General features: G+C 42.5%; 22 protein-coding genes. 8 read left to right on the forward strand and 14 right to left on the reverse strand.

Going from position 1 to position 19,005, the window contains the following annotated elements; all coding sequences use genetic code 11:
* Window positions 1–132: 132 nt before the first annotated feature.
* From CH376_RS13845 to CH376_RS13865, 5 genes are read left to right on the forward strand one after another with little or no spacing between them, the layout of a single operon-like run.
* A complete protein-coding gene (locus CH376_RS13845; protein ID WP_243394678.1) occupies window positions 133–1,278 on the forward strand; it encodes an LIC13341 family surface-exposed protein in 1,146 nt (381 codons plus the stop codon).
* The gene (locus tag CH376_RS13850; protein WP_100784657.1) at window positions 1,275–1,925 is read left to right on the forward strand and encodes an FFLEELY motif protein; all 651 of its coding nucleotides are present in this window, start codon (window positions 1,275–1,277) and stop codon (window positions 1,923–1,925) included. Before CH376_RS13845 ends, CH376_RS13850 begins: the two co-directional genes overlap by 4 nt.
* Complete coding sequence (locus CH376_RS13855; RefSeq protein WP_100784658.1) at window positions 1,922–2,650, forward strand: OmpA/MotB family protein; 729 nt, start codon at window positions 1,922–1,924, stop codon at window positions 2,648–2,650. Before CH376_RS13850 ends, CH376_RS13855 begins: the two co-directional genes overlap by 4 nt.
* Before the next feature lie 11 nt (window positions 2,651–2,661).
* The gene (locus CH376_RS13860; protein WP_100784659.1) at window positions 2,662–3,087 is read left to right on the forward strand and encodes an LA_2478/LA_2722/LA_4182 family protein; all 426 of its coding nucleotides are present in this window, start codon (window positions 2,662–2,664) and stop codon (window positions 3,085–3,087) included.
* A 12-nt stretch (window positions 3,088–3,099) separates the two neighbouring features.
* Window positions 3,100–4,092: a M14 family zinc carboxypeptidase gene (locus CH376_RS13865; RefSeq protein WP_100784660.1), complete on the forward strand. Its 993-nt coding sequence runs from the start codon at window positions 3,100–3,102 to the stop codon at window positions 4,090–4,092.
* A 278-nt stretch (window positions 4,093–4,370) separates the two neighbouring features.
* On the opposite strand, the gene CH376_RS13870 is transcribed toward CH376_RS13865, so the two are convergent.
* The 5 genes from CH376_RS13870 to CH376_RS13890 all read right to left on the reverse strand — a co-directional run bounded on the left by CH376_RS13870 (window position 4,371) and on the right by CH376_RS13890 (window position 8,920).
* A complete protein-coding gene (locus CH376_RS13870) occupies window positions 4,371–5,576 on the reverse strand; it encodes a pyridoxal phosphate-dependent aminotransferase (protein ID WP_100784661.1) in 1,206 nt (401 codons plus the stop codon).
* On the reverse strand, window positions 5,573–5,812 hold the full coding sequence (locus CH376_RS13875) for a DUF2905 domain-containing protein (protein ID WP_100784662.1): 240 nt from the start codon (window positions 5,810–5,812) through the stop codon (window positions 5,573–5,575). The genes CH376_RS13870 and CH376_RS13875 overlap by 4 nt, the downstream gene beginning before the upstream one ends.
* 91 nt (window positions 5,813–5,903) lie before the next feature.
* Window positions 5,904–6,635: a hypothetical protein gene (locus tag CH376_RS13880; RefSeq protein ID WP_125231908.1), complete on the reverse strand. Its 732-nt coding sequence runs from the start codon at window positions 6,633–6,635 to the stop codon at window positions 5,904–5,906.
* A gap of 153 nt (window positions 6,636–6,788) precedes the next feature.
* On the reverse strand, window positions 6,789–8,354 hold the full coding sequence (locus CH376_RS13885; protein ID WP_100784664.1) for an FAD-dependent oxidoreductase: 1,566 nt from the start codon (window positions 8,352–8,354) through the stop codon (window positions 6,789–6,791).
* Window positions 8,351–8,920, reverse strand: a complete 570-nt coding sequence (locus CH376_RS13890) for a hypothetical protein (RefSeq protein WP_100784665.1) — start codon at window positions 8,918–8,920, stop codon at window positions 8,351–8,353. Before CH376_RS13890 ends, CH376_RS13885 begins: the two co-directional genes overlap by 4 nt.
* Before the next feature lie 86 nt (window positions 8,921–9,006).
* Between CH376_RS13890 and CH376_RS13895 the strand changes: the two genes are divergently transcribed.
* From CH376_RS13895 to CH376_RS13910, 3 genes are all read left to right on the forward strand, one after another.
* A complete protein-coding gene (locus tag CH376_RS13895) occupies window positions 9,007–9,240 on the forward strand; it encodes a ferredoxin (protein WP_100784666.1) in 234 nt (77 codons plus the stop codon).
* A gap of 393 nt (window positions 9,241–9,633) precedes the next feature.
* Window positions 9,634–11,172, forward strand: coding sequence for a PAS domain-containing sensor histidine kinase (locus CH376_RS13905; RefSeq protein ID WP_100784668.1), 1,539 nt, complete (start codon window positions 9,634–9,636; stop codon window positions 11,170–11,172).
* A gap of 1 nt (window position 11,173) precedes the next feature.
* Window positions 11,174–11,563 (forward strand): response regulator, encoded by a 390-nt coding sequence (locus tag CH376_RS13910; RefSeq protein WP_100784776.1) that lies wholly within the window; start codon window positions 11,174–11,176, stop codon window positions 11,561–11,563.
* Here CH376_RS13910 and CH376_RS13915 read toward each other — a convergent pair.
* From CH376_RS13915 to CH376_RS13955, 9 genes are all read right to left on the reverse strand, one after another.
* Window positions 11,545–12,540, reverse strand: a complete 996-nt coding sequence (locus CH376_RS13915; RefSeq protein WP_100784669.1) for an NAD-dependent epimerase/dehydratase family protein — start codon at window positions 12,538–12,540, stop codon at window positions 11,545–11,547. The two genes, CH376_RS13910 and CH376_RS13915, sit on opposite strands and share 19 nt — an antisense overlap.
* A complete protein-coding gene (locus tag CH376_RS13920; protein WP_100784670.1) occupies window positions 12,540–14,006 on the reverse strand; it encodes an NADP-dependent isocitrate dehydrogenase in 1,467 nt (488 codons plus the stop codon). Before CH376_RS13920 ends, CH376_RS13915 begins: the two co-directional genes overlap by 1 nt.
* 143 nt (window positions 14,007–14,149) lie before the next feature.
* On the reverse strand, window positions 14,150–14,332 hold the full coding sequence (locus CH376_RS13925; protein ID WP_100784671.1) for a hypothetical protein: 183 nt from the start codon (window positions 14,330–14,332) through the stop codon (window positions 14,150–14,152).
* 192 nt (window positions 14,333–14,524) lie between these two features.
* A complete protein-coding gene (locus CH376_RS13930; protein ID WP_100784672.1) occupies window positions 14,525–14,938 on the reverse strand; it encodes a nucleoside-diphosphate kinase in 414 nt (137 codons plus the stop codon).
* Between the two features lie 9 nt (window positions 14,939–14,947).
* Window positions 14,948–15,430 carry a pantetheine-phosphate adenylyltransferase gene (gene coaD, locus CH376_RS13935; protein WP_100784673.1) on the reverse strand — a complete coding sequence of 161 codons (483 nt, stop codon included), beginning with the start codon at window positions 15,428–15,430 and terminating at the stop codon, window positions 14,948–14,950.
* Complete coding sequence (locus CH376_RS13940; protein WP_100784674.1) at window positions 15,427–16,638, reverse strand: argininosuccinate synthase; 1,212 nt, start codon at window positions 16,636–16,638, stop codon at window positions 15,427–15,429. Before CH376_RS13940 ends, coaD begins: the two co-directional genes overlap by 4 nt.
* Window positions 16,639–16,759: 121 nt before the next feature.
* Window positions 16,760–17,287: a hypothetical protein gene (locus tag CH376_RS13945; RefSeq protein WP_100784675.1), complete on the reverse strand. Its 528-nt coding sequence runs from the start codon at window positions 17,285–17,287 to the stop codon at window positions 16,760–16,762.
* Window positions 17,288–17,354: 67 nt separating this feature from the next.
* A complete protein-coding gene (locus CH376_RS13950; RefSeq protein WP_100784676.1) occupies window positions 17,355–17,999 on the reverse strand; it encodes a hypothetical protein in 645 nt (214 codons plus the stop codon).
* Window positions 18,000–18,364: 365 nt separating this feature from the next.
* Complete coding sequence (locus tag CH376_RS13955; RefSeq protein WP_243394679.1) at window positions 18,365–18,988, reverse strand: hypothetical protein; 624 nt, start codon at window positions 18,986–18,988, stop codon at window positions 18,365–18,367.
* Window positions 18,989–19,005 lie beyond the last annotated feature (17 nt).

Raw genomic sequence — 19,005 nt, forward strand, 5'->3', positions numbered from 1 at the left:
CTTTCCGAAAAAATAAAATAAGTTTTTGGGACGCACTGTAAGTCGAATTTTTTCTTAAAATCTGCGACGGAAAGTAGGGTATCGGAAAATCATAGACAGGCTTTTTTCCCTCTCGGATTCTGTTATCGAACCATGAATCCATTCGTTTCTCGTTTTCAAAAAATTCTTCAAGTACTGATTTTGATTTTTATCGCGGTGAGTTGTTCCTCAAAAACTCCTTCGGATTCTCGAATCGTAGAATTGCTGTTATCCCCTTCCGATCAAAAGAACCCCGACGTCGTCCTGAAAAAGGTGGGCAATCTCGATGAAGATCAGGATTTAGAATCGTTCGCTCTGGTTCGAAACGGAACCGAGGAAGTTCTCGGCGTTTTCAAAAAGAAAAACGGCGAATGGTCTTTGATAAATAAATTTTCCTTTTCCCTCTTGAACATAGGTCCTCTTCACTACGAAGCTTCGAAATCTTCCTGGCTGCCTGGAGAAGGCGAGAATCCGCAAACGAAGGAAGCCGGTTTTGTAGTTAAGAGAATTCTAATGGAAGAACTTCCCGGAGACGGATTCAACTCTCTCTTTTTAGAAGTGTTGAGCGAAGAGCCTCCGCTCGGACTCTTTTCGGTTCCTTACGGGATCAGAAAAGGTCAAAAAATTTTGGACGGGCTTCTGTCTCTGAAAGATCACGAGTTTCTAATCAAAACAAAACGAATCGACTTTGATTATAATAAAACCGAAAAAAACATAACGATCTTCCCATCGAATCGTAGTTATGCGCAGAATTTTATTTTTAACGGTTGGGAAATGGTTCCGGATATACCGCGAGTCGCCGTTCCGTCGCTTCTTTCCTTGGAAGCTCCCGCAGAATGGAAAAAAGGAATCGCCGGAGAAGCCGTCCTTTGGTTTAAGAATCGAGGTTCTTATGCGGGTACGACTTATCTTTCCCTTTCTTTTCCGGACGGAGGAAAAGTAAGCATTGATACTACAAAAGAAGGCCAGAGATTCTACTCTCCAGGTTCGAGTGTTTTTTCATCTGCGGGCAAATATATCAATTCTTCCGTTCCCCTCGTTGAGATTACGAAAGAAGGATGGGGAAGAAATCATAAATACGGAATTCGTTTTTCCATAATACCGGATAAGGATGGAATTCCGAGCGTTCTTTTTCGATCCTCGACTCGCATGGGAAGAGACGTGGTAAATCTTCCGAACCAATTCGGCTCGGTTCAAAAACAAACCGATCAACAAGGTTTTTCGGCTTATAAGCTGGAGTTGATTCCAAAAAAAGAATGAGCGATCTCGCGGGCAAAAAACTAAAAGCGGCGAAAGCCGAAGTCGTTCGCGCTCAAGTGGAACGCTTCCGAGTCTTCTACGCCAACTACTTTCATCTGGAAGAAACGATTCCTATGGTGGAATATTTCTTCGAAAAAATCTACAACTTGGACGGAAGAGAAGTCTGGCTGCAACTCGCGATGGACACTTACCAAAAAGTGAAAGGTATGATGAAGGAAAGCTCGAGAGAAAACATCGAATATTTGATCGAACTTAATAATCTGACCGAAGAGATGGATACCATTCTCGCGAAACATCTGGTGGATGGAGGTTGGGACGGAAAACGTCTGACAAGAGAAGAATACGATCTTCATTACGGCCAGATGGGGCATTATAAGGAAAGAATCAGACAACTTGAGATCGTTCTTAGAAATTTGAAGGTTTTTTACGAACTCGCACACAAACCGATCGCAGCATATTTGATTCGACCCGCGCGATTTATGGCCGGAATGCTCGGAGTGTCCGCTCTATTTCAAAGCGTGGAAGAGGCGTATAACGCGACGTTGCCCGTTTCCTCCAAGATCTTTAATTCTTTTTACGAAGAAGTGGAAAAGAGGGAAACCGAATACATAGAAACTTTGTTGGGAAATCATCGGAAGGAAGCATGAGCCGTCTTCGAAGACAACTTCTGGAAAGGAGCCGCCGCAAGGAAGAATCGCACGAAAATCGTGAACGTTGGTTGTTGACTTACGCGGATATGATCACGTTACTTTTGGGTTTGTTCATCATCATGTATTCCATTTCGCAAGTCGACCAAGCCAAGCTCAAACAAGTAGCCGACGTGATCCGCGGAGGTTTCGGTTTGGGAGAATCTTTCTTTCAAGGAAGTAACGTTTCCATAGAAGAAGATCCGCTATTGCAGCCTCGAACGCAGCTTTATCGTTTTTGGGAGCGAGTCAGTTATGCGTTGAAAAAATTAAAAGAAAAAGCAAAATTGAATATAGGAATCCAGGAAACCGAAGAGATTAAAATCGTGCTTTTCGGATCATCTCTGGGAGAAGGCCAGTTTCAACCGGACGAGGACATGACTTTCGCTTTTCAAAAAATATCGGAACTATCGAGTGCGATGGACGTCGATATCACGTTAAAGGTTCAGATTCCGTACGGAAACGAAGCCGCGCAAAAAGGATTTAGAAACGTATGGGAATACAATTCATATAGGGCGGAGTTGATAGCGGATTCCTTATCGAAGAATTATAAAATTCCGAAAGATAGAATTTCCATCGAAGCGTCCAGCGCCTACAAAGCGATTGAGAATTCTTCTTCCACGCCGGAAGGAAAGGCTTCGGGAGAAAGGGTTGAAATTTTTATTCGTAAAAAATCGGAACACTGATCATAAAAACTATGAAACAAAAATACAGAAATATTACGCTCGGTTTTCTCGGAATTTATTTCCTTTTGAACCTCTCGTTGTGCAAAAAGAATTCCTTACCGCAGGGAATCGTCGATGAAAAATGGAGAGAAGAATCTTCCGAACTAGTTTCTTCCTATTGTCAAAAACTTGCAAATTGCACAGGAGAATCTCCTCTGAATCTAAAGGATTCGACAAAAAATCTGATTCAAGAAAGACTCAACCCCGCGAACTGCGCCGAAAAATTTCGCAAATCGAACGCCTATCTACTCGCGAACGAAGATCCCGAAAAAATCAAAAAGGCGGTTCGAGGTTGTTTTCAGATCGTCGCAAACGAGACTTGTGAGAAGATTCAAGGCGGAGTTTTGAAACTTTCCGAAGATTGCAACGACCTGCAGCTTATTCAATCTAGACAATAAGTCGCCAAATCTATGTTACGCGGATATAAAAGACTCAATCGATACGATAAAAAACTTCTCAAGATATTGAAGTTGGGCGGTAAACTCGCGAACCTGAGTCAGATCGGCTTTTCAAGAAAAACCGAAGAGGGGTTTCGTTTTCCGATCCACGCGCTTCGATTGGGAACAGAAAAAGGACTGAAGGAACACCCCGTGGGAATCGTCGCTGGCGTTCACGGATTGGAAACCATCGGGATTCTTATCTTACTGGATTTTCTAGAATATATCTTACATCCGGATTCCACGGGTTATCTCCCGGAGTTGAAGAAGGGAAAACTCGGAATTGTGATTTTACCGATCGTCAATCCTGGCGGCGTCGTTTTAAAACAAAGATCGAATCCCGCGGGTGTGGATCTTATGAGAAACTCCGGTATCGACGCCGTGAAAGCCCTTCCTTTTTTCGGCGGTCAAAAAATTTCCAAACGACTTCCTTACTATCGAGGTCAAGGATTGGAACCTGAATCGAGGGCTTTGTTCCGATTGGTTCAAGATTCTTTTTTTGACGTGGAGGATGCGATCATGCCCGTTCTCGATCTTCACTCAGGTTTTGGCACCGTAGATAACGTTTGGTGGCCTTACGCTTATACAAAAAGTCCCTGTCCCGATACTCTTCTGTATCAAAAGATAGGAGAACATCTCAAGAATCACTGCGGACACATTCACTTTCAGTATGGACCTCAGAGCGAAACTTATACGACTCACGGCGATCTCTGGGATAAGTTCTACGATCACTATCATGATTATCATAAAGAAAAATCCCCTTGGAATTCAAAATTTTTGCCGTTAACTCTCGAAGTCGGTACTTGGTCCGATATCAAAGAGGATCCTTCCAAACTTTTTCGAAAAAGAGGAATTTTCAATCCTGCTTCGTTTAACAAAATTGAGACGGTGGGAAGATACAGGGGTTTTTTAAGAGACTTCGTGAAACTCGGCACGACCAAACCGAAAGACTGGGGACTTCAATAGATTTTTGCATTTCCTTTAGAAAGAATTTTTCCGAAAACTTTCCGTCGCAGATTTTAAGAAAAAATTCGACTTACAGTGCGTCCCAAAAACTTATTTTATTTTTTCGGAAAGATCAAGCTGCAAGGTCCTGTCCCAGTATTGGGACAGGACCTTATACGATTTCCGAAAATGGATTTCGTTAGTTTTCCCAGAGTTTACCTTTTTTGAAGCACTTCCAACACCGCAACTTCTGAGGATTTATCAGGTCCAAATTCGGCAAAACCTTCTTTTAGATTGTACTAATTAAGTCGGATCTCTTTCGAGAATTCTAAAATTTTTGCGAGGCCGGACTCGAAAACATCTGTTTCCGTCAACAGGCTCAGAACGATTCTGCCGGCCGCGTCTGTGTTCGGAAATCCGAACATTTCTCCCGCGTGAACGTAGACTTGTTTTTCTTTTAATAAACGAAGTGAGAATTTTTCCTCCGGAAAAAAATCCTTACTTTCTATCATACAATACCAGCCTGCCTTCGGAAGATCGCACTCGATTCTTTCCGATGTGTCGAATTCGAAGATAATCTGCTTTAACACGGCTCGATTTCTCTGAATTCTTTTTAAAATCTGAGTTTGTATCATCGTTCTCCATTGCATCAAATCGGAAAGGACGTTTTGTACGGGAGTATTTACGGAAAGATAAGTGTCCGAAATCAATTCTAAAAGTTCTTTCGTTTTCTTTTTCCAAGGCGCGGGGCCGCTGAGGAGAATCCAGGAAAGTTTCATTCCGGGCAATCCTAAAGTTTTCGACAGACCGTTTACCGTAATTACCGGAATTTCGGAATCGGTCAGAGTAAAATGGGATTCTCCTTCGTAGACGTAGTCCGAAAAAACCTCGTCGATGACCGTTGGAATATTATATTTCTTTAAAATATCTTTCACGGATTCGAAATCGGATCGGCCGAATACGGAGCCGGTTGGGTTGTTCGGACTTACGATTAAGAGAAGTTTGCTTTTGGAGAGAATTTTCGGATCCAGATCGGTCGCTTTTAAGCGCCAGGAATTTTCCTTTTTTGTAATATAAGCAATCGTTTGAAGTCCTTCCATTACGGAAAGAAATTCGAACAAAGGATATCCCGGAGCCGGTATTAAAATCGAATCACCTGCGTCGCAAAAGAGTTTGAATAGATAAGAAAATGCTTCGGAAGAAGATGAAACTAAAAACAGATCGTCGGGATCAATCATAACCCCTTTGGATCGGTAGTAATCGGAAATCGTATTGCGAGCCAGTTCGTTTCCTTGAGGATCTGGAATATAAGTGATGAGATCGTTCGTTTGAAAGCTATGTCTAATCGCTTCGAAAGGATATTGAAATCCGGCTTGCGTGGGATTGGATAAGGTTAAGTCGATATAGGAAATTTTCTTTTTTTTGTATTCGGAAAGAATTCTTGAGAATTCGTTTTCACCGTCTTGGAAAGAGAATCGCGAGCTGAAGCGAAATTCCTCCTTCATGGCGAACCGTTTCTGAATTTTTGAATTAAAAAAAGGACGATCGAAATTACGACGCTGACGAGAATTGAAGTCGTGAGCGGAAAATAAAATCTAAAGTTTTCCTTTTCGATTCGAATGTCTCCGGGGAGTTTTCCTAATTCGTTTAGGAACGGAAACCTGCTTCCATAGAGAAAAAAGATTCCGAGTAATAAAAATAACGCACCGAGGATAAGAAAAGGTTTTCCGAAAGATTCCATTTGCAGTTTCGATCTTATTTTGATTATGGATTCAGTCAAGACGCATTCGAAAAGAGCCAGAAGTTTATCTAAATATGCAAGATTTCTGATATTATTTCCGAATTGGGACGGCTTCTAAAGTTTCCAATCGGATATGAATATTCTTTTCGGGACTCAACAAAGGTATATGAGTTTTTACGAAAACTTCGCCGGATCGTACGATCGCGACTTTATCCGGAGTTAATTCCATGTTGATTTTGAAATACAAATCCTTGACTCCAAATTTCCACTTAGAAGTGGTTCCTTCGATATAATAAGGATGTAACGAGTTTTTATCGTAATAAATTTTTCCTTTGAAATGTCTCGGTGAAAGCTGCAGAGGCGTCACTTCCACTACGTAGCTTTCCCTGTTTTTAAAAAGAATCGGTCCCTGGATTTGGATGGAATAATGGTCTTCGGATTGATCGTCGAATATAGGATAGGTGGGAGACGTTTTTTCCGGCTCATAATCTTTAGGAGGAAGATTCTCTCCGTTCTTAACGTAACTCAGAACTACGATGACGGGTCTTTCATAGTAATATTCGACTCTTCTCGTAGAAATTTTTGAAACTGAAATTTGACTGCCGGTTTTGGAATCCGTTTCCGTGATCGTTAAATCTCTCTTATAGTCTATCCCTTTAAATTTTGCGATTACGCTCTTAGAGCTTTGTTTGATTTTTTCGACTACATGGCTTAGTTCCCGATTCGAAGAAGGGGACGCAGTAAGGCCGTATGATTTTCCTATTAGAATATAAAAAGATAGGATTAGAAGAGTTGTTCCCTTTCGAGTAAGAAAAATTTTCATGATGATCTGCGGATGACGGAGCAAGATGATAAACCTTGGCCTTTCAAATGCAAGAAATTATTCGTTTTCTAATTCTCAATCGAGATCGATTTATAGATCCGGCTAAAAGTCAAAAAAACTTACCGAAAAAGAATGAGAAAAAAATTCTTTATGTCAATTTGCGGATACGTACGAATCTTCAAGGATGAATTTGGCAGTTTGTTTGCTGAAAGCCATGATCGTATAACTTGGATCGACCGAAACTCCCGTCGGAAAGACGCTTGAATCGGAGACGTAAAGATTTTCGAGTCCGTGAACGCGATGTTTCCAATCGACAACGGAACGAGCGGGATCTTGTCCCATTCTGCAACCGCCTGCGGGATGAGGCGCGGCCATCATCATAGAGGCCGGGTTCAGTTCAAGTTGATCCACTTTATCGATTTCTTTTTCGGATTCGATTCTTGTTCTTTGAAGATCCGGAAGGAGAATCCATTTCGCTCCGGCTCGAAAATTGAGCTGAATTTGTTTTCGTATACAGTCCCTAAGAAACGCTTTCGTCGTCTTACCGAAGTTATACGTTACCGTTCTTTTCCCCGAAGAATTTACGGAAATATTTCCCAGTTCCGAAGGAACGTCGTCGATCCAGCCGATCGTCCCGCCTACGTGGGGAAGAATTTTCATTATCTCTCTGTGCTCGGATCCGAATCCCGGAATCAATGCGGCAAGACTTCCCGGTTGAAGCTGATTTGCCATGATCAAAAATCCGCCTTCCAAATACTCCCCGTCCTTAAAACGCGCGAGTCGAAATTCTTCCACGCCGAACGCGGAAGGAATGTTTCTCCATTGTACGATCGGTTCTTCGTAGATCGCATGTACGAAAGGAGAAGGGTTGATTGCGAGGTATTCTCCGAGCGCCGGTAATTTTTTCTTCCATCCGTTTCGAAGTAAGAATGTGGAACTTCCGAAACCTCCGGCCGCAATCGCAAAAACAGGCGCCTGAAATTTTAGCGTGATTCCCGACTCCTTTCCCGAAGGTCGATCCATCATCACTGCTTCTAAAAATTCGACCTTATCGCCTTTCAGTTCCAAGCGAACTGCTTTACAGTCGGCGTAGATATCGGCGCCTAACGCCAACGCTTTTGGAATGTGAGTGACCAGCTGGCTTTGTTTCGCTCCGAACATACAGCCTTGCATACAATGACCGGACTTCTGACAGTTTTTTCTCGCTTGAGGGACTGGATTGCCTTCCCACCCGAGAGACTTACACGCCTTTCGAACGAGCTGATTCATTTTATTATGATATTCTTCTTTAGCGGGATGGACGTTGAGAGTCTCATCCAATTCTTTCCAGTAAGGTGCGAGGTCTTCGGGAGAATGTCCGTGTATTCCGTATTCTTCCTTCCAAAGGTTGAGACGATCGTCCGGAGTTCTGTAACTGTCAGCCCAATAATGAACCGATGCGCCGCCCACGTTTTTTCCATAGACTAAATTGATGGAACCGGATCCGTCCGTAGCCATGTTTCTTTCGGCGGAAACTTTTCCGGCCATATTGAGTTCATGATTGTCGAAAGTTCCGGTGTGGTAATAACCGCCTTCCTCGATGAGAACTACCTTTTTCCCATTTTTGGAAAGTTCGTAGGCAAGAGTTGCGCCGCCGCAGCCTGTTCCCACGATCACGACATCGGCCTTGACCGTTCTTGAATCTCCGAGATTCTTCCATTCGTAAACGCGACCGCTCATGATTCCCCCAAAATTTTTCTATAGTAGATTCTGGATTCGCTTAATTTTTCCGGCGGATCGGAGAAAGGCCCGTCATACGAAATTGCTTTGAAAGAAGATTCGTGTCCGTAGTACATCAAAAAAATCGGCATTTTAAGATTTGCTAATGCAGCTCGAATCAGATCCGAATCGGTAGTTTCTTGGGAAGATAAAAATTCGTTTCTATCTTTTTCATCAAGTCTGGAAAATCGGCTCCAATATCCGCTTACGAGCGGCAGATATTCTAATATAAGAATGAGAGATTTAAAATCATCGGTGATTCCCGGATCTACGAAAAAAAATTCTTCGTCGAGCCGACGAACAACCTCCGCTTTTTCTATATCGGGGAATCCTTTTTCCGATGGTAACAGCGTTTGAGCGTAAGCCTGCAAAAACTCTGCCTCCGATTCGGAGAAGAATAACGTCTTGGGAACACTTCCGGAATACGACCTGCGGCAGAGTAGAGTTCCGATAACGATACTGAGTAAACCTCCTAGGCCGAAGCCGAAGAGTTTGCGTCTTGAGATTTTTTCCGAAAGCGCGTTCATCGTTCCGTGATTATTCTTATATTAGAATCGGTGTCAATTCTGAAAACAGGGTTGACGAAACAATCGTTCGATTAACTTTGTAAAGCATGGCTGACAAAAACGACAAAGTCAAACAAAACGCTCCCGGTAAATATTATATAGATAACACCTGCGTTCCTTGCAACGATTGTGTGGAAGAAGCTCCTATGCTTTTAAAATATACGGATGACGAATCCAAGGTTTACTTTCATAGACAACCGGCAAATCCGGAAGAAGAAGTGGCCGCGAAAAAAGCAATGGAGATTTGTCCAGTGGAAGCGCTTGGAGACGACGGAGAATAATTTTTATCCGAGCCGGATTGGTTCCTGTAATCCGGCTGAAACTTCCTCTCTAGCATTGTAAAAGTTCATTTTCTTCTTTCTGTCTCCTTGATACATCCGATTCCTTTTTAGTTCGAACGATCCTTTCACCGTATTCTTTCATTGTAAGCTGCGTGCTTTTTCACGATTTGGAACCCTTTCAAAGGACATGAGTTTACTATGTCTGGAAGCCGATTCCGTTATAAAGGGGTTGAAGAATCGTTTCTTTAAAAACGTAAAACCCTAAAAGAAATCGTCCAATTCTATCTCCTTTATCTTGTTGCAAAAAAGATAAAATTCGAAAATTCACGTTTGGTATTGGATTGTTTTTTGTAGAAGTACGTTTATCGTAAATCAACTTGCAGAAGGCCTATTTTGAGTGAATTGAATATTCAATCCGAAGAATTCTATAAACTATTGGTTCAAAGAAGTCCCGAGCTGATCTGTTATCATAAGCCCGATGGAACTTACGAATACGTAAGTCCGGTCGTGCAATCAATGTTAGGTTATCAACCTGAAGACTTGATAGGAAGAAGTCCGTATGATTTTTTCAATCCATTGGATAAGGAACGTATTTTTAAAAATTCTCACGAACCGTTACAGAACGGTTCTAACTTCGGAAACGTAGAATATCAATTTCTTCGAAAAGACGGAAAGTATGTCTGGTTGCAAACGCTTGCTCAGTCAGTTCAAAATGAAAAAGGAGAAGTAGTCGGTATTCTTACGAGTTCGAGAGAATATTTAGGATTGACTACGATCGTAGACGAGACTGAAAAAAAAAGGGCATTAGAGGAAGTCCGTTTATCGGAGGAAAAATTCTTCAGCGCTTTCTATTACTCCGGTGTCGGAATGGCTTTGGTTTCCTTGGAGGGGAAATGGCTGGAAGTAAACCCTCATCTTTTGGATATTCTCGGTTATACAAGGGAAGAGCTCTTAAAACTTACGTTTCAGGACATCACTCATCCCGACGATCTTGTGGAGGATCTAAGTCTTGTTCAAGAGCTACTCGATGGCAAAAGGGATTCATATAAAATGGAAAAAAGATACTTTCATAAAAACGGAAGTATCATCTGGATTCTTCTTATCGTTTCGATCGTAACGGATCCGAAAAAGAAACCGCTATTTTTTATATCTCAGATTCAGGATATAACGGATCGTAAGAATATGCTTTCTGCTTTGATCGAAAAAAACGAGACTCTACAGGCTCTGAGTAATCGCCTAACGGAAAGAAACGCTCAACTGGAAGAATTTAATCAGATCGTGTCCCATAATCTTCGAGCCCCGATAGGGAATATTTTCACTTTAGTTCAAATGCTCCTAGAAAAAGACGCTATCGACAAAGAGGATCTACTTGAGTCTCTTGAAATCAGCGCGAACGATCTGATATCCACATTGAACGATATCATTGAAGTAATTAAGATTAGAAAAAGTCTAAATATAGACAAACAGACGGTTTCCTTTCAGGAGGCTTTTTTGAAGGTGCAGAATCTGCTTTCCGCACAAATCAAGGAAGTCGACGCTGAAATCAAATGTGATTTCTCGGCGGCACCAGAAATTCTTTACCCTAAAGTATATTTAGAAAGTATTCTTCTCAATTTATTGAGTAATTCTCTGAAATATTGCGATCGGAGTCGAAAATTGGAAATATCTTTCGTCTCATTTGTAGAGGATAATAGAGTCTTTTTAGTGGTTCGAGACAATGGACTCGGGATCGATCTGAGAAAATACGGCCACCAGATTTTCAAAATGAATAAAACGTTTCATCGGGAAAAAGAAGGACAGGGAATCGGTTTATTTATGACTAAGAATCAGATAGAATCTTTGGGCGGGGAAATTACCGTGGATAGTACGCCCGGTCGTGGTACTGCTTTTGTAATAAATTTTAACAAGTACAATGATTTTGAACAAAGATAATATGAATTTCTGGTTAATCGATGATGACACTATTTACATCATGATTGCAAAACGATTTTTAGCAAAAGACGGAAGAACGAAAAAATTAAGAGACTTTCAAGACGGAGAAGTTGCGATCAAACAACTTCAAACCCTCCGCGCAAATTCGGAAGAACTTCCGGACGCTATTCTTTTAGACATCAATATGCCATTCATGGACGGTTGGCAGTTTTTAGACGAGTTTAAGAAAATTCAAGGCGGTCTCGCCAAGAAGATCACGATTTTTATGGTTAGTTCTTCCGTGGACGAGAGGGATATCGTTAAGGCGAATTCCTTTCCGGAAGTAAGAGGTTATCTCTCAAAACCGCTTACCCAAGATCATATTCGAAAACTTTATAACGATTTAGCATAGGCTTTGATCCAAGTCTGCGTTAATTGAAGAGCTTCTTTTGTTTCAACTTTGGGTTGATAACCCAAAATCGATTTTGCCTTTTCAATCGAAACAGGATTTTCTCTTAAAATAAAATTGACTCCTTCCGTCGTCGCAGGCGGTTCTTTCCCTAAAAGTTTATAGAAAATTCCCATTACAAAAATCATAACCTTTAGAAACCATGCAGGCGCTGACAAAGGCCTGGAAAGCCCCGCTGCGTCCGCCACTTGGAAAAAATATTCCTTCCAAGTCAGAGTAGTTCCGTCGGTGATATTAAACGCCTCTCCCCACGCTTCCTTTTCTAAAGCGAGTAACGTGCCTTCCACAAGATTGTCCACGTAAGTAAGATTGATTCTTCCCTTGCCTCCGCTCGGAAGCGAGAGCAATCTTTTTTTCATCAGTTGAATCGGTCTAACTACCCAAGGCCCGGATCCGGGTCCGTAAACGTCGCCTGGACGAATGAATAAGATTCCGAAAGAAGAAGGAACATTTAACGGACGTAAGGCGGATTCCCCTTCGATCTTGGTCATACAATAAGGATTTCCCTCTCCTCGAAACGGTCCTTCTTCGGAAATGTCCGCAGGATAAGAAAAGCCGTAAACCATTATGGAAGAATAATGGATCATTCCTTTGACTCCGGAAGCCTTGGCGATCTTCGCCAATTCCACCGTGGAATCCACATTCACTTTTCTGAATTCTTCTAAGGAACCGCCTTCGCGTACGATTGCCGCCGTGTGAATTACGTAATCCGATCCGGTAACCGCTTCTTTTAAAGCCGAGCGATCACCGGTATTTCCTTGAATAACCGTAAAGCCTTCTTTACGCAGCGCCTCGGCTTTTATCGGATCGAGTTCGATTCCTCTGACTTGAATTCCTCTTTCCTTCGCGATCTCCGCCAAACGCCTTCCGATAAAACCGCCGATCCCGGTGATACAGACGGTTTTTCCTTTGAGATTCATTATTCTCCCTGGCCCAAGGAGAAGGCTCGTTTTCCATTGAAGTAATAAAGGTTTTCCGTTTTTATCGCGTCAAATCCCGCTTCGTCCAATTTTAAAAGTAATTCGCCGATTTGTTTGTGAGAGACGGGATAGTAGGTGGGATTTTCGGGATGTAAAAGAGCTTCCTTGTTGACGAATCTGCAACGCCAATGATCGATCAAAAAGGTTTCAGGTTGTCCGTCCGGATATACTTTTACGCCTCGATTCGTGATGATCTTTAGCTTTAGGTCGCCGGCGATTGATTCCAGTTTTTTTCCGAGTTCGTTCGGATCGGTTCCGGTCCAATCCAGGAAAACGTCGGTTCCAACCAATTCTTTTTTCTGTAAGGCTCTCGTATATTCAGGAATTGTAATTTTCTTAGCTTTGCCGAAAGATACCGGTTTGAATTTTTCAGGGAGATGTCCCAGGTTTCCGATCACCGCTTCCGCGAATTCTTTGGTTCCGACTTTGATTCGGCTGACTCCGGGTTTGAAAATATCGCCTGTATGAATTCCTTCCTCTATCGTCAGCAACCATGCGTTATTTATCTTCGCAGCGATATCCGGTTGTCCGATATGAACCAACATCATCACTGCCGCGTTGATGAGACCGGAAGGATTTGCAAGATTCTTACCTGCGATATCGGGCGCCGATCCGTGAATCGCTTCGAACATGGAAACGATTTCCCCGATGTTCGAAGAACCTGCCATTCCTACCGAGCCTGCGATTTGAGCGACGATATCGGAAATGATGTCTCCGTATAAATTTAGCGTTACTACGACGTCGAAGTTTTGGGGCCTGTCCGCGAGGTTGGCGGCTCCGATATCGATAATTTGAGAATTGGATTCGAGCTCCGGATATTCTTTCGCAACTTCCTTAAAGATGTCATGGAACAATCCGTCCGTTTGTTTCATGATATTATCTTTCACCATTGCGGTTACTTTTTTTCGGCCGTAAGCTCTTGCATATTCGAACGCATAACGTATGATTTTTTCCGAACCGGGACGTGAAATCAATTTGAGACATTGAACGGTATCGTTCGTTTGTTGGTGTTCGATTCCGGTATAAAGATCTTCTTCGTTTTCACGAACGATCACGATATCTAAAACAGGATGTTTGGTTTCGACATAAGGATAAAGCGAAAAGCACGGTCTAACGTTGGCAAAAAGTCCCAAAGTAGTTCGAACCGTAACGTTTAAACTTTTGTAACCGCCTCCCTGAGGAGTCGTGATCGGAGCTTTCAAAAAAACTTTCGTTTGTCGCAAGACGTCCCAGGCTTCCGGTTTGATTCCGGAGGAATGTCCTTCCTTATAAACTTTTTCTCCGATCTGAATTTCGATCGGTTCGATTTTGGCTCCGGCGGCGTTGAGAATCTTGAGGGTCGCCTCCATAATTTCAGGACCGATTCCATCACCGTGCGCGATTGCGATTTTAGTTTTTTCGGACATTCTCTTCTCCTAATACTTCAAATAGAAAGAGAATCGAGAAAGAGGTCAATTCCCTTCCTGCGGCTCGGTATCGAAAGAAAGGAAAATTTGAATCGGAGAATTTTGCAATAGAGAAATGTAAGAGTTATTAAAGCGAAGTCGAGCTATTCAATTTCAAAGTCGGATTCCGAATCCACAAGAAACTCTTCTCTGGAATAGATCAGTTCCATCACGTCGTCCATCCAATCGGGCGTTCCGTGATTGGGATCTCCGAACGGATCGTTCGCTCTGTACTGTTTCATAATTTCGCTGTGCTTCTGAATCTGGTCTCTCGTGCTTGCGTTCATACTAGAATTGTCGGTTTAAAGAACCTTTTCCTGACAGATTTTGGAAAGAATTAATAATTTCTTTCCAAAAGTACAACCGAAAAATCGTTTATTTTTGCAATACTTTTAACCGAAGGGGCGTCGCAATAAAACCGGCGCGTTCTCAGAAAAGAAAGAGCGGAGCCTAACGAATGTCAGGCTCCTAAAAAGTTTTTAGAACAGTTCGTTTCCTTTGAAGAAAAAGGAAATTTCAAGCGCTGCGTTGTCGTCCGAATCGGAGCCGTGTACCGCGTTCGCTTCTTTGCTTTCCGCAAAAAGAGCGCGAATGGTTCCGGCCGCCGCTTCTTTCGGATCGGTTGCGCCGATCACTTCTCTCCAATGAAGAACCGCGTTGTCTCTTTCGAGAGCGGCAGCTACGATCGGACCGGAGGACATGTAAGAGCAAAGGTCGTTATAAAACGGACGGGCCGAGTGAACCTTGTAGAATTGTTTTGCATCTTCCAAGGACAACTTCAGGTATTTTAAACCTAGGATTTTGAATCCTTCTTTTTCAATTCTTGCGAGAATATCTCCGACGTGTTTGTTTTTAACTCCGTCGGGCTTGATCATGATAAACGTTCTGGACATTTTTTTTCCTTATTGAGAGAGTTTTTTAAGTAATGCTTTGCTTACGATTTCCGGAACCTGATTGCTTACGTCCCTTCCGTGTCTCGCTACTTCTTTTACGATCGTTGAGGATATGAAAGAATATTCGTTCGAAGACATGAGAAAAACGGTTTCTACTTCAGGCGCAAGTTTTTTATTCATTAGAGAAATTGCATATTCATAGTCGAAATCGGTCACGGCCCTTAAGCCACGAATGATGCTGGTAGCTCCCACCTTGGCGCAATAATCCACGGTAAGACCTTGAAACGTGTCTATTTCCAGACCTTTCATTCCTTTTGTAACTTCGCTGATAAATCCGAGTCTTTCTTCGATCGAAAACAAAGTCGTTTTGTTGGAGTTCACCGCAATCGCAATGATGACCTTGTCGAACAAGGTCAAGGATCGATGGAGAATATCCAAATGACCGTTTGTCAACGGATCAAAGGAGCCCGGATAGATCGCGACTCGGTTCATTTTTTACGAAGCCTTGCCGTTTCTTGCGCGGGGAGTCCGTAAATATTGATAAAACCTTCCGCGTCTTTTTGATTGTACAATTCTTCCTTTTCGAAAGTCGCCATTTCAGGATTGTAAAGGGAAACGGAGGATTTTCTTCCCACAACGGAGCAGGTTCCTTTGTACATCTTTACTTTCACGGTTCCGGTGACGTATCTCTGTGTTTCCGAAACAAAAGCGCGAACCGCTTTCATCCTGGAAGAAAACCAGTGTCCATTGTAGATGAGTTCCGCCAATTCGATGGATAATTTATCTTTATGATGTTGAGTATCTCTGTCGATCGTGATGGATTCTAGATCTCTATGAGCGATAAATAAAACGGTTCCGCCCGGGGTTTCATAGACCCCTCTCGATTTGATGCCAACGAGTCTGTTTTCAACGATATCCACCCGACCTACTCCGTGTTTGCCCGCGATCGTATTGAGGGTTTCCATCACTTCCAAAGGATTCAATTTTTTACCGTTGACCGCGACACAGTTTCCTTCTTGAAAATCGAGTTCTACATATTCGGGAGAGTCCGGAGCTTTTTCGGGAGAAGTCGTCAAAAGAAACATTTTCTCGTCGGGCTCTTTATAAGGATCTTCTAATATCCCACCTTCATAGGAAATGTGCATCAGATTTCTATCCATGGAATACGGTTTTTCCGCGGTGACTGGAACGGGGATACCTTTCGACTTTGCATATTGAATGAGGTCGGCTCTTCCGCCGAATTCCCAGATTCTCCAGGGAGCGATGATCGTTTTTTCGGGAGCTAAGGATTTAACTCCGAGTTCGAAACGAACCTGATCGTTTCCCTTTCCGGTGGCGCCGTGTGCGAACGCGTCCGCGCCTTCTTTTTCCGCAACTTCCACCATCGCCTTTGCGATGAGAGGTCTTGCCAAGGACGTTCCTAAAAGATAACGCATTTCATAGAGCGCGTTTCCTTGAATGGCCGGGAAAATAAAGTCTCTAGCAAATTCCAGACGAAGGTCTTGGATATAGACCTTGGAAGCTCCGGTTTTAATTCCTTTTTCTTCCAACCCGGAAAGTTCTTCTTTTTGACCTACGTCCGCGGTAAAAGCGATCACTTCGCAGCCGTATGTTTCTTTTAGCCAGGTTAGAATCACGGATGTGTCCAACCCGCCTGAGTAAGCTAGGACGATTTTCTTAACTGGTTTGCTTTGCGCCATTCTGAGAACACTGAAAATCGATCCATGTCTGTGGACAACCGGATTTTATGGGTTCTATCCGAGGATTTCCGAAGATTCTTATGAGAGCGGCTTTTACATTCAAAGTTTTCGAAGAAAGGATTTAAGAATTTCCATCCGCCCAGTCTCGTGCTTTCTGATTTGAGTTTGGTTGATTGGTTTCGATTTCATAACGGATCTGTTCAAAGCCGTGTAATCCTTTTACAAAAAGAATTTCCCGGGTTCGCGACTTTTTATGAGTAATGGATTGATCGTGTTTATCTTTTTTATACTGGTAAATTCTGAAAATGATCGCAAAAGGTTTTCCGTTTTTAAAACGCCATTCGAACATTCTTTCCTGATCCGAAAAAGCAAGGTCTTGTTCTGCCACCGGGATTGCCGCGTCTTTTCCGTTAAAAATCCCGATTCTTACCGATTTCTCTCCGGAATAAATTTCCAGTTTGTAAGATCCGTATCCTTTGCAGATAATCGGAATGTCCTGTCCTTCCATAGCATAAGACGGATCTTCCTTACAATCTTTCGGAATATTCGTATATCTGCTCGTGTAGCTCGGTAGTTCGCCTTCGCCAAAGATGGGATTACAAAAAATGGCGAAGACGATAAAAGTGAGGATGTATTTTTCGAAACTCATAACCTTTCAACAAGCGATTCCAAATTCTTATTCTTTTTTTTACGATCGCAGGTCGTGATCGATTGTATTAATAACACCCTCTTCCAAGAGACGTAATCTCAACTGTCCAATCGGCGTTCGCATTTTGTTTTTGAATCGTAAAATCCGAATCGTTACAGGCGCTTGCGGAACCGTCGGCGGCTTTTCGTTTCATATCTCCTTGGTATCGATACCAAAATCTTTCACCTGAGTTTCCGAATTCTCCGTCGTCGATTTTGAGATCGGAAAAAGTATATTCTCCCGAATATTTATCGTTCAGAGCTTTGAGAATGATTTCTTTCACTTTCGGTTTTGCAGGCGCTGCTTGATCTCCGCCGGCCATCTTCTCGACGTTGCCTACGCCCACTTCCGAAAAATTCCATTGATTGGATTTGCTGAGAACGTAATTTGCGCCGGCCTCGAATTTTGTTTTGGAGTTTCCTTTTTTGGAAACGACGATAAAAGGAATTTTATATTTCGTTTCGACGACCTTTCCTTTTGCGTCGGTCTTTTCTAAGATCACCGGTTCTCCGCCGCTTTCAATGGACTCGATCGTTTCTCCTTTGTATTTTTTTGCCCAATGAGAACGAAGATCCGATTTTGCTTTTTCCTCACTCGGCGGGGCCGGAGTTTCGGAATAAACCGAAGTTGTGAATAAAGCGAAGGTCAGACAAAACGCTAAAAATCTTTTCATAGTTTCTCCCAAGAATGATCTGTTTCGGAAAGTTTTTCCGCAATGAGAAAGAATAGACGAATTATTTTAGATTTCAATCAGGGAATCGAAAGAAATAAAATATTTACAGAGCGTCCCAAAACCTTATTTTATTTTGTCGGAAAGATCAAGCTGCAGCGTTCTGTCCCAGTTTTGGGACAGGTTCTTATCAAAGAAAGAAGGAATTTTTTGCGGGAAGGATTTCGAAGATCGGTTTTCCCGAAACGAAGCGAGAACGGGCTTTAGGTCCGATAAAGGCCGTTTTCATTTAAACGCAATTTTCGAACAACAAAGGATCGACTCGGAAAATTAAAAACGACCGAGCGTATAAAGAAGCAAAACCAATCTCATTCGACAAGGACGGTTTTTTCTTCCGATCTCAGATTCAGGATTCGTTTCGGTTTAAAATCCACCCAGGAATTTTGATAATAGATCAGGAAGAATGTATATTCTCCCGAACGCGGAAGAAGAATCAAATGATTCGGTCTTAAGAAATCCTCTCTTTCTTTCATTGTGGAAAGAATTTCTTTACGATTCCGATTGAGGACGAGCATCGAAGATATTTCAAAAAGAGTTTCGTCGACTGCGTCGTAACCTTCCGGGTCCAAGAGTTTTTTTGAAAGAGAACGTTTTGGTATTTTAGAATTCGGAATCCAAGTCGCCGTTACGGATCGTTCCCAAGATTCTCCGGGGAGTAAGAGGATCTTATTTTTATCGTAATAATTTCGCGTGGGAGGCTGAGCGGGCGGACCGTAGTACGAACGTAATTCCTGCGTCTTTGAATCCTGCATTTCCACTCTGAAATGCGGGCCGCCCCATCCGATCGTCTGCGGAAACGTTGCGATCTTCGGATAGATTTCTACGGCCTCTTCTCCGTGATTTTCAAAACGAATCTTAAATTCTAAATCGATGATTTGAGACGAAGGAAGAATGGAATCGGAAGTTTCCGCTCTTAACATAACGGATTTCATTTTTTACCTATACAATG

Origin of the sequence: Leptospira adleri (genome assembly GCF_002811985.1) — a bacterium.
Taxonomy (GTDB): domain Bacteria; phylum Spirochaetota; class Leptospiria; order Leptospirales; family Leptospiraceae; genus Leptospira; species Leptospira adleri.

What these genes read in the sequence shown, in the direction of transcription:
- CH376_RS13930 (WP_100784672.1), bottom strand. Translation starts at nt 14,938, where the DNA reads ATGTCCAGAACGTTTATCATGATCAAGCCCGACGGAGTTAAAAACAAA.
- CH376_RS13870 (WP_100784661.1), bottom strand. Translation starts at nt 5,576, where the DNA reads ATGAAGGAGGAATTTCGCTTCAGCTCGCGATTCTCTTTCCAAGACGGT.
- CH376_RS13855 (WP_100784658.1), top strand. Translation starts at nt 1,922, where the DNA reads ATGAGCCGTCTTCGAAGACAACTTCTGGAAAGGAGCCGCCGCAAGGAA.
- CH376_RS13955 (WP_243394679.1), bottom strand. Translation starts at nt 18,988, where the DNA reads ATGAAATCCGTTATGTTAAGAGCGGAAACTTCCGATTCCATTCTTCCT.
- CH376_RS13950 (WP_100784676.1), bottom strand. Translation starts at nt 17,999, where the DNA reads ATGAAAAGATTTTTAGCGTTTTGTCTGACCTTCGCTTTATTCACAACT.
- CH376_RS13910 (WP_100784776.1), top strand. Translation starts at nt 11,174, where the DNA reads ATGAATTTCTGGTTAATCGATGATGACACTATTTACATCATGATTGCA.
- CH376_RS13880 (WP_125231908.1), bottom strand. Translation starts at nt 6,635, where the DNA reads ATGAAAATTTTTCTTACTCGAAAGGGAACAACTCTTCTAATCCTATCT.
- CH376_RS13875 (WP_100784662.1), bottom strand. Translation starts at nt 5,812, where the DNA reads ATGGAATCTTTCGGAAAACCTTTTCTTATCCTCGGTGCGTTATTTTTA.
- CH376_RS13925 (WP_100784671.1), bottom strand. Translation starts at nt 14,332, where the DNA reads ATGAACGCAAGCACGAGAGACCAGATTCAGAAGCACAGCGAAATTATG.
- CH376_RS13940 (WP_100784674.1), bottom strand. Translation starts at nt 16,638, where the DNA reads ATGGCGCAAAGCAAACCAGTTAAGAAAATCGTCCTAGCTTACTCAGGC.
- CH376_RS13860 (WP_100784659.1), top strand. Translation starts at nt 2,662, where the DNA reads ATGAAACAAAAATACAGAAATATTACGCTCGGTTTTCTCGGAATTTAT.
- CH376_RS13895 (WP_100784666.1), top strand. Translation starts at nt 9,007, where the DNA reads ATGGCTGACAAAAACGACAAAGTCAAACAAAACGCTCCCGGTAAATAT.
- CH376_RS13890 (WP_100784665.1), bottom strand. Translation starts at nt 8,920, where the DNA reads ATGAACGCGCTTTCGGAAAAAATCTCAAGACGCAAACTCTTCGGCTTC.
- CH376_RS13945 (WP_100784675.1), bottom strand. Translation starts at nt 17,287, where the DNA reads ATGAGTTTCGAAAAATACATCCTCACTTTTATCGTCTTCGCCATTTTT.
- CH376_RS13920 (WP_100784670.1), bottom strand. Translation starts at nt 14,006, where the DNA reads ATGTCCGAAAAAACTAAAATCGCAATCGCGCACGGTGATGGAATCGGT.
- coaD (WP_100784673.1), bottom strand. Translation starts at nt 15,430, where the DNA reads ATGAACCGAGTCGCGATCTATCCGGGCTCCTTTGATCCGTTGACAAAC.
- CH376_RS13885 (WP_100784664.1), bottom strand. Translation starts at nt 8,354, where the DNA reads ATGAGCGGTCGCGTTTACGAATGGAAGAATCTCGGAGATTCAAGAACG.
- CH376_RS13845 (WP_243394678.1), top strand. Translation starts at nt 133, where the DNA reads ATGAATCCATTCGTTTCTCGTTTTCAAAAAATTCTTCAAGTACTGATT.
- CH376_RS13915 (WP_100784669.1), bottom strand. Translation starts at nt 12,540, where the DNA reads ATGAATCTCAAAGGAAAAACCGTCTGTATCACCGGGATCGGCGGTTTT.
- CH376_RS13865 (WP_100784660.1), top strand. Translation starts at nt 3,100, where the DNA reads ATGTTACGCGGATATAAAAGACTCAATCGATACGATAAAAAACTTCTC.
- CH376_RS13850 (WP_100784657.1), top strand. Translation starts at nt 1,275, where the DNA reads ATGAGCGATCTCGCGGGCAAAAAACTAAAAGCGGCGAAAGCCGAAGTC.